The 14,185-nt window shown below is 40.7% G+C and carries 11 protein-coding genes; 8 read left to right on the top strand and 3 right to left on the bottom strand.

The window, feature by feature from the left end:
* Nucleotides 1-133: 133 nt before the first annotated feature.
* Complete coding sequence (locus ACPPVU_RS22040; RefSeq protein WP_426668893.1) at nt 134-1,087, top strand: glycosyl hydrolase family 18 protein; 954 nt, start codon at nt 134-136, stop codon at nt 1,085-1,087.
* Nucleotide 1,088: 1 nt separating this feature from the next.
* On the opposite strand, the gene ACPPVU_RS22035 is transcribed toward ACPPVU_RS22040, so the two are convergent.
* Nucleotides 1,089-1,502: a DUF1003 domain-containing protein gene (locus ACPPVU_RS22035; RefSeq protein WP_426668892.1), complete on the bottom strand. Its 414-nt coding sequence runs from the start codon at nt 1,500-1,502 to the stop codon at nt 1,089-1,091.
* Nucleotides 1,503-1,927: 425 nt separating this feature from the next.
* Here ACPPVU_RS22035 and ACPPVU_RS22030 point away from each other — a divergent pair, with 425 nt between their 5' ends.
* Nucleotides 1,928-3,277 carry a sigma-54-dependent transcriptional regulator gene (locus ACPPVU_RS22030; protein ID WP_426668891.1) on the top strand — a complete coding sequence of 450 codons (1,350 nt, stop codon included), beginning with the start codon at nt 1,928-1,930 and terminating at the stop codon, nt 3,275-3,277.
* Nucleotides 3,278-3,443: 166 nt separating this feature from the next.
* Nucleotides 3,444-4,775, top strand: a complete 1,332-nt coding sequence (locus ACPPVU_RS22025) for a Gfo/Idh/MocA family protein (RefSeq protein WP_426668890.1) — start codon at nt 3,444-3,446, stop codon at nt 4,773-4,775.
* A 23-nt stretch (nt 4,776-4,798) separates the two neighbouring features.
* Here ACPPVU_RS22025 and kdpA (ACPPVU_RS22020) read toward each other — a convergent pair whose 3' ends face one another.
* Together kdpA (ACPPVU_RS22020) and ACPPVU_RS22015 are read right to left on the bottom strand one after the other, a co-directional pair.
* A complete protein-coding gene (gene kdpA / locus ACPPVU_RS22020; protein WP_426668889.1) occupies nt 4,799-6,505 on the bottom strand; it encodes a potassium-transporting ATPase subunit KdpA in 1,707 nt (568 codons plus the stop codon).
* A gap of 121 nt (nt 6,506-6,626) precedes the next feature.
* Nucleotides 6,627-7,202, bottom strand: a complete 576-nt coding sequence (locus ACPPVU_RS22015; RefSeq protein ID WP_426668888.1) for a hypothetical protein — start codon at nt 7,200-7,202, stop codon at nt 6,627-6,629.
* 1,004 nt (nt 7,203-8,206) lie between these two features.
* Between ACPPVU_RS22015 and kdpF the strand changes: the two genes are divergently transcribed.
* The 5 genes from kdpF to ACPPVU_RS21990 all read left to right on the top strand — a co-directional run bounded on the left by kdpF (nt 8,207) and on the right by ACPPVU_RS21990 (nt 14,133).
* Nucleotides 8,207-8,284 carry a K(+)-transporting ATPase subunit F gene (gene kdpF / locus ACPPVU_RS22010; RefSeq protein ID WP_426672217.1) on the top strand — a complete coding sequence of 26 codons (78 nt, stop codon included), beginning with the start codon at nt 8,207-8,209 and terminating at the stop codon, nt 8,282-8,284.
* A gap of 18 nt (nt 8,285-8,302) precedes the next feature.
* On the top strand, nt 8,303-10,018 hold the full coding sequence (kdpA, locus tag ACPPVU_RS22005; protein ID WP_426668887.1) for a potassium-transporting ATPase subunit KdpA: 1,716 nt from the start codon (nt 8,303-8,305) through the stop codon (nt 10,016-10,018).
* A gap of 13 nt (nt 10,019-10,031) precedes the next feature.
* Nucleotides 10,032-12,062 carry a potassium-transporting ATPase subunit KdpB gene (gene kdpB / locus ACPPVU_RS22000; RefSeq protein ID WP_426668886.1) on the top strand — a complete coding sequence of 677 codons (2,031 nt, stop codon included), beginning with the start codon at nt 10,032-10,034 and terminating at the stop codon, nt 12,060-12,062.
* 32 nt (nt 12,063-12,094) lie between these two features.
* Nucleotides 12,095-12,664, top strand: a complete 570-nt coding sequence (locus ACPPVU_RS21995) for a K(+)-transporting ATPase subunit C (protein WP_426668885.1) — start codon at nt 12,095-12,097, stop codon at nt 12,662-12,664.
* Nucleotides 12,665-12,735: 71 nt separating this feature from the next.
* A complete protein-coding gene (locus tag ACPPVU_RS21990; protein WP_426668884.1) occupies nt 12,736-14,133 on the top strand; it encodes an outer membrane beta-barrel protein in 1,398 nt (465 codons plus the stop codon).
* Nucleotides 14,134-14,185 lie beyond the last annotated feature (52 nt).

Below are 14,185 nucleotides of genomic sequence, written 5' to 3'. Positions count from 1 at the left end.
GTCGTGGTGAGGTCAAACAGAATGAGAACATAATAATTAAATATACGTACAATCAAACGGTTTTGATAAAGCATGCAATGACAAGTATTATGGATCTGATTACTAATTCAATAAATAAAACTGATATTAGAGTATGAAAAATTTTTACTTGTTATTGGTCGGCCTGATTTTCTGCTTATCCGCGAGTGCTCAACAAACTCAATTCAGGGTAATTGGTTACGTACGCCTACAAAATATTATCGATGGCGAAGCCAATAAAATTGATTACAGTAAGATCACACACTTAAATATTGCATTCATCAATCCCGATCCGGCAGGTAATTTTGCTCCAATCTTTGGATTAAAAACATTTGTAAATAAAATACACCAAAATCACGTAAAAGTATTTGCTTCAATAGGCGGCGGGCTTGCGCCTGATTATTATTCCAGCTTATTATCCGATGCTAATCGCCAGGTTTTTACAAAAAAATTGGCGCAACTTACAGAATTATATGGCCTGGATGGAATAGACGTGGATTTGGAAGGCGAACGCATTGATGCAAATTACGAAAGTTTTATTACAGGGCTTGCGTCTGCGCTTAAACCCAAAGGAAAGCTGTTAACTGCAGCTGTAGCCACCATATACAAAACCAGGTATACTGACAAAGCCCTGGCTCAATTTGATTTCATCAATATCATGTCGTATGACAAGACAGGCCCATGGAAACCAGAGATCGCAGGGCCTCACGCACCGTATCAAATGGCTGTAGAGGATATGAATTACTGGGCGGGTGAAAAACATATAGCCAAAGAAAGGCTAAACCTCGGCTTACCGTTTTATGGTTATGGTTTCGGGCGCAATATACCTTCTGAGTTATCTTTTAAAGAGGTCGCCATTAAATATAGCTGGGCCCTAAATACTGATTCGGTAAATTTTAAAGGCGGCGGTGCCTTTTATTATAACGGAATCCCTACCATAAAAAATAAAACCACCCTGGCTTTACAAAAAGCGGGTGGTGTAATGATATGGCAATTATTACAGGATGCTCCTGGTACCAATTCACTGCTTGGCACTATAAACACTGTAATAAAATCACAAAGTAATTAGCCTATTTGGCTTTCATTTCTTGTAACAGTGTGAGTATTTTATCCAGTTTGTCTACTTCAATTGCGTTCAGGCGTTTTTGCAATTCTTCTATTTCCTCTTTAGCCTCGCAATTGGTTCTGTAATCTGCATCAGCCTGCGCGCGGTCACGATCGCTCTGGCGGTTTTGAGCCATCATGATAATGGGAGCTGCATAAGCCGCCTGTGTAGAGAAGAGCAGGTTTAGTAAGATATAAGGATATTCATCCCAATGCTTTACATATGCTACCACATTCAATATCATCCATATCGCAACAATGACAGTTTGAATAATAATAAAGCGCCAGGAACCCATCCCTTTTGCTACCGTATCAGCAAGGCGTTGTCCAAAAGCGAGTGATTCCCTGTGCAGGTCGTGCCATGTTTTTTTGATTGTCATAAAGTATAGTTCATTAATTAAGTTTTCTAAATATAAATAAATGTCTCAGGCATAAAAAAAGAGTTTTGATGCTTTTCAAAACTCTTTTTCGCACTTATGTTAATTGCCGTAATATTAAATATTAATAAGAATGGTAATAGTGGTGGTGATGGTGACCATATCCCTCACGGACAACACACCCTGAGGTTACTGATGCTATAAATATGGCTAAAAGCGCTAATCCTGCAAATTTCCTTTTCATGATATTTTGATTTTAGTTGTTGCCTGAACTATTTTCTTTTTAGCAGTTCAGTATAATTTGGATTGAATTATGGCGGAAAGGATTAATGTGTGTAGACATTTTGATATAATTCTAATGAAGTTTTAATCTGAAAAATAGTATGACATCGCTTTAAGCTAATTTTTTACCATTTTTGCAACCTGATATGCAAAAAGGCAAGCTGTTAATTATTGACGACGAGGAGCGATTGCGAAATCTGCTTGCCCGTATACTGCAACTGGAGGGCTATGATGTAATCACGGCAGCAACGGGTAAAGAGGGTTTGCGCAAGTTACAGCAGGATATTTTCCAGGTGGTGTTAAGCGATGTTAAATTACCCGATAGTAATGGCATTGCACTTACTGAGCAGATAAAAACCAATTGGCCTGCAACCGAAGTGATCGTGCTTACGGCCTTTGGTACTATAAACGATGGTGTTAAGGCCATTAAATCGGGTGCTTTTGATTATATCACTAAAGGCGATGATAACGAAAAGATCATTCCGCTGGTGAGTAAAGCGATGGATAAGGCCTTATTGCAGCAGCGCGTACAAGAACTGGAAGGTAAGCTGAACGACAAATTCGGTTTTGATCGTATCGTTGGCAAATCGGCTGCCATAGCCGAAGTAGTTAAATTGGCTCAAAAGGTAGCCTTATCAGATACAACAGTTTTACTATTAGGCGAAACAGGTACAGGAAAAGAAGTATTTGCCGAAGCAATACACCAGGCAAGTAACCGCAGCAGCAAATCATTTGTAGCGGTAAATTGCAGTGCTTTTACGAAGGAGTTGCTGGAAAGCGAATTGTTCGGCCATAAAGCAGGCTCATTTACGGGGGCTGTGAAAGATAAAAAGGGCTTGTTTGAAGAAGCTAATAACGGGACAATTTTTTTAGATGAAATAGGAGAACTCGACCATGAATTACAAGCCAAATTACTGCGCGTGCTTGAGTCGCAGCAATTCATTAAAATAGGAGATACCAAACCAACTATTGTAAATGTGAGGATATTGGCAGCTACTAACCGGGACCTGCAAAAAGAAAGTGAAGAAAATCATTTCCGCTCTGATCTTTTTTATCGTTTATCTGTTTTCCAGATCACTTTGCCGGCATTGCGTGACCGTAAAAAAGATATCAGCTTATTGGCTGAATACTTTATGTTGTATTTTGCCGCAAAGGTGAAAAAGCAAATCACCAGTTTATCTAAAAATTTTATTGAACAACTGGAAGCCTATAACTGGCCGGGAAATATCAGAGAACTGAAAAATGTTATCGAGCGTGCAGTAATCCTTTGCGATAGTAATGAATTGGATGAAACACTGCTTCCTTACGACATACAACATATCCAACCCGCCCGTACCAACCAGGCATTATCTGCATTTGATCTTTCATCAGTAGAGAAATTACATATTCAGCGTGTGCTCAACCATACCCACGGTAACCGTGCCGAAGCCGCCAGGCTTTTGAATATAGGTATTGCCACTCTGTATCGTAAATTGAAAGAATACGGCCTGGAATAATATGATTTCGGAATTCGGAATTTCGATTTCGGATTTTTACATGATTCTGGGAATTCTTTCATTCTATAAGTCCCAGTTCGGATAATGAGCACAATTTTTAAATTCTGCAATTCTGGTTCAGACAATAGACAAATAATTTATATTTATCCCAACCAATTATATCATCATGAGTTCCCGTAGAGATTTCTTACAAAAATCGGCCTTGCTTGCCGGAGGCGGCCTGATGGCATCAGCCTTAAACAATCATGCCTTCGCTATTTTTAAAACCAGGATAATGCCTTCCGATCAGCTGAATATAGGTGCTATTGGTGTTAATGGCATGGGGTGGGCCGATACAACATCAGCTTTAAAAATACCCGGAGTAAACCTGGTGGCGATATGTGATGTAGATAAGAATGTGATGGATAAGCGGATGAATGATCTGGCTAAAATGAATTATGACACCTCGAAGGTCCGTCGTTATGACGATTACCGTGAGTTATTGGATCAGAAAGATATTGACGCTGTTATTATTGGCACGCCCGACCACTGGCATGCCATGATTATGATGCATGCCTGTGAAGCCGGAAAGGATGTTTATGTAGAAAAGCCGGTAGGAAATTCTATTGGTGAATGCAGGGCGATGGTAGCCGCACAGCAAAAATATAATAAAGTAGTGCAGGCAGGGCAATGGCAGCGCAGCCAGCAGCATTTTAAAGATGCGGTTGATTTTGTACAAAACGGACAGTTAGGCAATATCCGCACAGTAAAAGTGTGGTGTTACCAGGGTTGGATGAGGCCTGCACCTGTGGTTCAGGATAGCACACCACCTACTGGTGTAAATTATGCGGCATGGTTGGGCCCGGCTAAAACAGTTCCCTTCAATTCAAGTCGTTTCCACTTTAATTTCCGCTGGTTTTGGGATTATGCCGGAGGGCTAATGACCGACTGGGGAGTACACCTGTTAGATTATGGCCTATTGGGTATGAAATCACCTATACCTAAATCTGTTTCGGCTTTAGGCGGAAGATTTGCTTATCCTGATCTTTACGAAGAAACACCGGATACATTAACCACTTTATACGAATTCGATGGATTCAATATGGTTTGGGATTCGGCTATGGGGATAGATAACGGCTCTTATGGCCGTGACCATGGCATTGCTTATATCGGCAATAATGGTACACTTATCCTGAATCGTGAAGGATGGGAAGTAATTGAAGAGCGTCAAAGCAAAAGTAAAGTAAGCAAGCCTTATGTTGCCAAATCTGATAACGGCCTGGATAAGCATTGGGAAAACTTTGTAAGTGTAGTAAAATCGCGTAAACTGGAAGACCTGCATTGCCCTATACAGGCAGGTGCGCATGTTGCTACTGTGGCACAGATGGGTAACATAGCCTTCCGCAGCGGGAAGAAATTGGAATGGAATGAAACTGAAGGTATTTTTACAGATCATTCCATTACCAGGCAATATCTGATGAAGGAATATCATAACGGATATAAACTGCCTAAAGTTTAATTAACGCAGCAGTAGTTTATTTATCAGTGTAAAGCAAAATGCTCCGTTATCGGTCCTGCAATAAAAATTATGAATAGGGACAATACGCTTAATATCAGCATAATAGCGAATAGAAAAATACCAAACGTTGCCGAATCAGTTTGCAACGTACCTGAAGATGCGGGTATATACTTTTTCTGTTTCATTAATCCGATGATCATCAAGCCGCCCGCGATAGGTGCAAAGCGTCCGCATAACATAGCAAAAGATGTAGTAAGGTTCCAGAATACGGTATTATTACCCAGGCCTCCAAAATTAGACCCGTTTCCGGAGACAGACGACATGTATTCATAAAACATAGTGGTAAAACCATGTGCACCTTTATTGCTAAGCCATCCTAATGTATCGCCGCCGCCACTTTTATTTACATAAATGAAACAAGCTACGGCAGCCAGCGCAATGGGAACAAATATCAGCAGCACATTAACTGCCACGGCTACCTGCATTTCTTTTGTGCTTATTTTTTTCCCGAACAATTCCGGTGAACGCCCGATCATCAGTGTTCCTATAAAAACCGTGATCACCAAATACATAAACATATTAATCCAGCCTGTTCCCAGTCCGCCAAAAAAAGCATCTATTTGCATCCCTACCAGCATGGCTGTAGCCGATAGCGGCATGTAGCTATCGTGTACAGATGCAACCGTTCCGGCAGGTATAGCAATATTTTCGGCGCAATAAAGAGCGGAATAATTGACGCCGAAACGGATCTCTTTGCCCTCCATATTACCTGAAGACTGATTAATCCCCATAGCGGCTATCCTGGGGTTTCCGGCGGCTTCTGCTTTTACTATAGGTATGGCCAGCATGAATAATCCTGTTGTCATCACTCCAAACAGCATCCATGCAAATTTCTTCCGGTTAAGGTAATAGCCAATGAAAAATATAAATGCCACCGGTAATAACAGCACGATAATAAAATGAACCACAAAGGTTGCAAACACGGGGTTTTCGAAAGGGTGGGCGTCGTTAGCACCAAAAAAGCCGCCACCGTTTGAGCCGAGTTCCTTAATTGGTATCATCGCGGCAACAGGGCCTGTGGCTACATTTACAGTGTCGCCCTGCAATGTGATTATTTTATGGGGCCCGCCGAAAGTCATTGGCATCCCACCGAACATGAAAATTACTGCTACAACGACCGATAATGGTAATAGTATCCGGGTACACGATCGTAAAAAGTCATTAAAAAAATTGCCGATCCCGGTACCGGGATCGACTGTAAGACCTCTCACCATAGCAACGGCAGCGGCCAGGGCGGTAGCGGCACTTACAAACTGTAAAAATGTAAATACACAGGTTTGCGAAAGATAGCTGGCGGCGCTTTCACCTGAGTAGTGCTGCAAATTAGTGCTGGTTAAAAAACTAATTACTGAGTTTAATGCCAGAGACCATTCCATTCCCGGTATATGGGCCGGATTGAGAAAAAGCTTTCCCTGTAACATTAAAACAATAAATGCTGGTATAACCCATACCAATTGGATTGTTAATAATGCCTTCAGATATTGCTTCCAATCCATTGATTTTTCGAAATTAACCCTGCATATCCTGAAAATCCAATTTTCAATAGGTTTTAGAAAATCGAGGAAGCTTTTATCACCATTGTAAATACGTTTCATGTAAGCTCCCATTGGAATTGCCAGCAGGAGTGTAAAAAGGAAAATTAGAACGAAGCCAAAACTGTCAGAGATCATTTATTTGATTTATATAAATATAAAAAGATTGTAAGAGTGTGTTTGATGAAAATCTGGTGATTTATTGAAACTAAAGGAACTAAAAAAGGGAGATAGAACTATCTCCCTTTAAGCATTTGTATTATTTCGCGCTTTCTGAATATAATTCCTTGATCTTATATTTCCGGAGTACTGTATCATATTCATTCAGTGCATCATCGTTTTTAAACTCGGCTTGAACACTGTTTCTAAATTTGTGATTTGCTGCAAAAGCCTTGTCAATGTTTTCCTCTGTAAGCATAACTATTCCGCTATCTGCTTTAGTGCTAAAATATACTGTGCTAACTGGTTTGAGTCCTTTGTTCTGTTGAGTTAGCCTGTCATGTCTGTATAGGTAAAAGCCTTCAGTATCAATAATCTGATAAACTTTATTATCCTGGAACCTGTAATCCTGGTTGTTTTTCCTAAAACCAAAAATCTCCTTTTTTAGGAATGTTTGTTTATTACCATTGCTGATAACAGTGATCGTATTCCCTTCCAGGAAATCGTGAATAGCTATTTTATCCCCTTTAGTGATGCTTCCATAACTTAGTTTATGGTTTTGGTAATCGGTGAATGTTAAATATAATCCATCTGATTGTTGTTGGGCTTTGGATTTAAGGGTAATTCCAAATGTCAGGATGATAACCATGATCATCGGTAACTTAAACTTTTTCATTTTAAATAATTATTTTGTACTTGTAATTAAGCAGTTGTTACTATCAGCAACCGCCGCTTTTATTTGTAATTGCCATGCCAAAAGGATGCCCTGAGGGGTGAATTATAAAGAAAATGGCTTTTAAATAGATATTAAGCCTCTTTTTGAAAATTTGAGACTTCAAATGTCATATCACTTTGATAGGGGTTTTATCAATATTATAAGGCCGGATTTTAGGAGCAAGTATTGCCGGCAAAAGTCAGGGTACTTAATTTTAGTTTAAAAAACTTTCTTGAATACCGTTATTTTAAAGGATATTGAAAGTATCAAACCGAACGGGTTTTGTTAACTCAGCAAGAAGAACAAAAAGCAACATTTGAGATTACCCCGCTACAGAAATCTACATCTGTACAAAACCTGGCATAATGGCCGGAAGATATTAACCCGAAAAAATAATTCTCTTTTTGATAAGAACCTATCAATATGATAGTGAAATGCATCCTAATTACTCCACTTAATCCCGTCTTATTTACTGTAAAGTACTGAAAAGGAGAATATTATCAATCCGGTGAATTTGTTGGCATCCGCTTAGTATAGTGTCTTGCAAATCAAACCAAAAATGAATAATATGCATATCAAGATCTCAATGTCGGCCTTCAGAAGGCGAGTCATCCCTATACGAGATAATCATCACTTGATCAAATATCAGAGGGAATTCAATTAACTATTTAATTCACAAAGCTTTGCTGATAGACCACGCCATAAAGGCAGGGATGTTTTATGAAAAAGCAGCATTTAAAAAATAAGTCGAAAGACATATTAATAGTCCTTTTTTTGTGGCTCGTGGCAATATCAATAGTTTATCTGGTCTATTTAAAAATCAAGTTGTTTTATCACGCTTAAAATATTAACAATTAATCAATTCACCATGGATGTTATTCTCACAATCGTTTATGTACTATGCTTCATAGTCGTATTCTGGATATTCTTCAAATCAGTTAATTACTTCGAAAAAATATAATATCATGATCGCATTATTCATAGTATCAATTGCAGTATTTATATATATGGTTTATGTGCTGCTCAACCCCGAAAAATTTTAACTCTTACTCTCAATCACGATGAACACAGAATTTATAGGTATTATTTTTATGTACGCGGCAACCATTGCCCTGGCCATTCCGCTGGGTAAATATATTGCCAAAGTATTTAAAGGAGAAAAAACCTGGCTCGACTTTATGTCGCCCCTTGAAAGATTGATCTTTAGATTTAGCGGCATCGACCCTAAACGTGAGATGAACTGGAAACAGCACCTGAAGGCTTTGCTAACCATCAATTGCCTGTGGTTATTTTATGCGTTCTTCTGCTTGTTGTTCCAGGCGCATTTACCACTTAATCCGGATGGTAACCCGAATCAAACACCTGACCTGGCATTCAATACCGCTTTAAGTTTCTTGACCAATACTAACCTGCAGGATTACTCAGGCGAAACTGGCGCAACTTATTTTACGCAGACGTTTGTATTTATGTTCCTGCAATTTGTAAGTGCAGCAACGGGTATTGCCGCTATGATCGTGGTTTTTAGAGCCATGAAAGATAAAGTAACCGATAAACTCGGTAACTACTGGGAGTTTTTTGTAAAAGCCATTACCAGGTTATTACTGCCAATAAGCATTGTGGTAGCTATTATCCTTGCCTTTAATGGTACACCTACCAGCTATAAAGGCAAAGCAACACTAATGAGTTTGCAGGGCGATACGCTACATGTTTCACGCGGCCCCGCTGCCGGCATGATCGCCATCAAACAAATTGGTACCAACGGTGGTGGCTGGTTTGGTGCTAACTCGGCTCATCCGCTTGAAGACCCTAATTACCTGACCAATATTGTTGAAAATATCGGTATTATATTGATCCCGATAGCTTTAGTATTTGCGCTTGGTTATTACCTGAACAGGAAAAAATTATCCTGGGTTATTTTCGGTGTAATGACGTTTGGGTTTTTAGTTATGCAATTTACGTCTATCAATGCTGAGATTGGTGGCAACCCTGCAATAGCACATATGGGAGTGAGCCAGCCTGGCGGCGCAATGGAGGGCAAAGAGGTCCGCTTCGGTCCGGCTGCATCCGCTTATTGGGGTATTTGTACCACTGTTACATCAAATGGATCGGTAAACGCCATGCATGACAGTATGCAACCAATGTCGGGTATGGCGCAAATGTTTGATATGATGATCAATTCCTTTTACGGAGGGGTTGGAGTTGGCTACCTTAACTTTTACATCTTCATCATTATTGCAGTATTTATATCCGGTTTGATGGTTGGCCGCACACCTGAATTTATGGGGCGTAAAATCGAGGCCCGTGAGATGAAAATTGCATCGCTGATCGCTTTGCTTCACCCTTTTATCATATTGGTGGGCACAGCACTGGCATCTTATATATTAGTCCATTTCCCCAATATTAATTGGGCCGAAAAACCATCTGCATGGCTGAACAACCCCGGTTATCATGGGTTTTCTGAAATGCTGTACCAATTCACATCAAGCGCCGCCAATAACGGTTCGGGGTATGAAGGTTTGGCTGATAATAGTATTTTCTGGAATGTAAGTGCAGGGATTGTGATTTTCTTAGGACGTTTCCTACCAATTATTGGCCCTGTGGCTATTGCTGGGATACTGGCTAACAAAAAGTTTATCCCCGAATCGGCAGGTACGCTTAAAACCGATACCACAACATTTGGTATCATGATACTTGCTGTGATATTTATTGTAGCAGCTCTGTCATTCTTCCCGTCACTGGCTTTAGGTCCAATTGCGGAACATTTTTCATTAAAGTAATCTGAACAAAAAAATGAGCACAAATCAAAATACATTATTCCATGGCGATCAGGTAAAAGATGCGTTGAAGCACGCGTTCATCAAACTTGATCCCCGCAAATTGGTGCGCAATCCCGTAATGTTTACTGTGGAGATAGGCACTGTGGTAATGCTTGTAGTAACTATTTTTTCTTTTTCCAATGCCGGCCAGGGTAGTTTCGGTTATAATTTTACCATATTCCTGGTTTTATTCCTCACTGTATTATTTGCCAACTTTGCTGAAGCTATAGCCGAAGCAAGGGGCAAGGCACAAGCAGAAAGCTTGCGCAAAACCCGCGAGGAAACACCTGCACGTTTGCTGGTTGATGGCCAGGAAAAGCAGGTAATGTCATCCTTATTAAGAAAAGGCGATGTGTTCGTGTGTGAAGCAGGTGATACCATCCCCACCGATGGCGAGATCATTGAAGGTATAGCTACCATTGATGAATCTGCAATTACAGGCGAATCAGCCCCGGTAATACGCGAATCAGGTGGTGATAAATCATCAGTGACTGGTGGCACAAAAGTATTATCAGACCGTATCAAGGTAATGGTAACCACTCAGCCCGGTGAAAGCTTTTTGGATAAGATGATTGCACTGGTAGAAGGTGCATCACGCCAAAAAACACCTAACGAGATCGCTTTGACTATCCTGCTTGCAGGGTTTACGCTGATCTTCGTTATCGTGTGCGTTACTTTAAAACCATTTGGCGATTATGCTAATACCCCTATCACTATTGCAGCATTTATATCATTGTTTGTTTGTTTGATCCCTACCACTATCGGTGGCCTGTTATCGGCCATCGGTATTGCCGGGATGGACAGGGCATTGCGTGCTAACGTGATCACCAAATCGGGTAAGGCAGTGGAAACAGCAGGCGATCTGGATGTTTTATTGTTGGACAAAACCGGGACAATAACAATAGGCAACCGTAAAGCTACCCAGTTCTGGCCTGCTACCAGTGTCTCTCCTGAAGAATTGGTCACAGCATGTGTCCTTGCATCCCTGGCGGACGAAACACCTGAGGGCAAATCAATTGTAGAATTGGCCGAGCACAATAAGAGTATACCGTCTATTAAAGCGCCAAAGGATTCAGTATTTATCAAGTTTACTGCTGAAACCCGCTCAAGCGGATTGGATACACCTGATGGCTTAAGAGTGCGTAAAGGTGCATTCGACTCTATCAGAAATATGGTGCTGAAAGCCGGCAATCCATTCCCTGATGGGGTAGAAGACAGGGTTAAGATCATTGCATCAAACGGTGGTACACCACTGGTAGTAGCTCAAAACGAAAAAGTGCTGGGTGTAATAGAGCTGCAGGATATCATCAAAACCGGGATTTTTGAACGTTTTGAGCGCCTGCGTAAAATGGGTGTAAAAACCGTAATGGTTACAGGTGATAATCCTTTAACTGCCAAATTTATTGCTGAAAAAGCAGGTGTGGACGATTTTATCGCTGAGGCTAAGCCTGAGGATAAAATGAACTACATTAAAAAAGAACAACAAGGCGGTAAACTGGTAGCCATGATGGGAGACGGTACAAACGATGCCCCTGCTTTGGCCCAGGCAGATGTTGGTGTTGCTATGAACAGTGGTACACAAGCTGCTAAAGAAGCCGGTAACATGGTCGATCTGGATAATGACCCTACCAAGCTGATCGAGATTGTGGAAATAGGTAAGCAATTGCTGATGACCCGCGGAACGCTGACCACTTTTTCTATCGCTAATGATGTGGCTAAGTATTTTGCCATCGTTCCGGCCTTGTTTATGGTATCGATACCATCATTAAGGGCGCTAAACGTGATGGATCTGCACAGCCCGCAATCGGCTATATTATCAGCCGTGATTTTCAATGCGATCATCATTCCGTTACTGATACCGCTGGCATTACGTGGTGTGGAATATAAGCCAATTGGAGCCAGCGCATTGCTTCGCCGCAACCTGCTGATCTATGGTTTAGGTGGTGTTCTTATTCCATTTGTAGGTATAAAATTAATAGACCTTGCAGTGGCGCTATTCATATAATTTTCAATGTATCATATCTCAAAAATTAAAATATGAAAACTTACATATTGCCATCGATAAAATTGACTATCATCTTGTTGGTGATTCTTTCAGGGTTGTACCCACTGGCCATAGCAGCTATCGGTAAATTAACCCCCGGTCACGGCGATGGCGTGACAGTGACTTACAAGGGTCGCGAGGTTGGCTTTGCCAATGTTGGGCAAAAGTTTACAAAAGATCAGTATTTCTGGTCACGCCCATCGGCGGTAGATTATAATGCAGCAGGGTCTGCTGGCTCAAACAAAGGTCCAACCAACCCTGACTACTTACACAAAGATGTTCAAGGTCGTATCGACACTTTCCTTAAACACAATCCAACAGTAAAAAAAGAGCAAATACCTGCTGAACTGGTTACTGCCTCAGGCAGCGGGCTTGATCCTGATCTGTCACCAGCCGGAGCAAAGGTGCAAGTAGCACGTGTTGCAAAAGCGCGTGGTATGTCTGAACAACAGGTTTTGGCTTTAGTCGATAACCATACAGAAAAACCATTATTAGGCTTATTTGGCCCTTCAAAAGTTAACGTTCTGAAACTGAATGTGGCTTTGGATGAGCTGAAAAAGTAATACCACTATGGTGCAGTGTTTAACCGTCTAAACACTGTACCAGGTACTCTTATAAAATTAACACGTATAAAATGAAAAAACAATTACTTACAATAGCTGCCATGACTGCTATTGTCCTGAATGTGCATGCACAACAGCAGGATACTACAAAAATTAAAGCCAAATCAGATACTACAAAAAAAGTAGCAAAGTCTGAGCCATTTGCTTTTGGCGATTTCACATGGTTAAATGGTAATGATCGCAGGCATTCAGCACTACTGGACTCTAAATATTTTACTGGTCGTGTTTTGCTTGATGTTAATTATACCGCATCAAATAATAATCCTATTGACCACACCGTGGTCGGTTCTACGGCATTGGCTCGAGATCACGAAGTTGAAATTTCTACCGCAGCTTTTGGTGGCGACTTTCATTATGACAATATACGGGCAAGTATACTTACCCAATTTGGTACACGGGCGACAGTGGTACCACGTAACGATTTAAGTGTTACCCGCGGTCAATATGACCTGGCTACTGCTTATCGTTATTTAAGTGAAGCAAATGCTGGTTACCATTTTGATGTATTGCATGGTATCAACGTTGATGCCGGTATATTTATGTCATACGTTGGCTTGTTCTCATATTATAATGCAGAGAACTGGGCCTATCAGCCATCTTTTACATCTGATAATACTCCATGGTTTTTTAATGGTATCCGTGTACAAATCTTCGTAACAGATAAATTTAAAATTGAACCCTGGTTAATTAATGGCTGGCAATCTTATGGTATGTTTAACAGCCAACCAGGTGTAGGCGGTCAACTTTTATATCGTCCGTTTGAATGGTTGGAACTTTTAACCAATACCTATTATGGCGCTGATACACAGGATAAACCAGGAAGAAAGAGATTCCACTCGGATAATAGTATTGAAGTCCGCTATTATAAGAGCACAGATAAAAGTAGCTTTATTAACAGCGCAGCATTTTCAATAACAGGTGATATTGGTTTTGAAAAGGGTGATGGTGTTAATGGCTTTCATGCTGACCCTATAAAAGGCCCGGCCCAGTATTTTGCCAGCGGCATGATCTATCACAGGATGGTAATGAATAAAGGTCACTTAGGCTGGACATTTGGTGGTGGTGTGATCAATAACCCTGGCAGGTACCTTGTTTTGTATCCAACAGGAGACGCGAACCCGATCCCTGCAATTAACACAGGTGCTATAGGTTCACATCCATTTACTGCCAACCCAGGTGACCAGTTTCATGGATATGACTATTCAACTACAGTTGATTTAATGCCTAATGATTACCTGACTTTCAGATTAGAGGTAGTACACCGTCATGCAAGTGTACCATATTTTGCAGGACACGGTGGAGTAACTTCACCTGACGGATATAATACTACACCGGTTCCATCAGATTTTACACCTGACCTTGTACCATCTGAAACACGTTTTATTGCAGCTTTGCTGGTACGTTTTTAAAATAATAATGCCAAAGCGATCAATGGTGACCGCCTTTATAATAAGTTAATAA

The sequence above is a fragment of the Mucilaginibacter sp. McL0603 genome, assembly GCF_049992945.1.
In the GTDB taxonomy this organism is placed as follows: Bacteria; Bacteroidota; Bacteroidia; order Sphingobacteriales; family Sphingobacteriaceae; genus Mucilaginibacter.
Note: the sequence above shows the minus strand (reverse complement) of the source record. Positions and strands in the feature narration are given on the sequence as shown.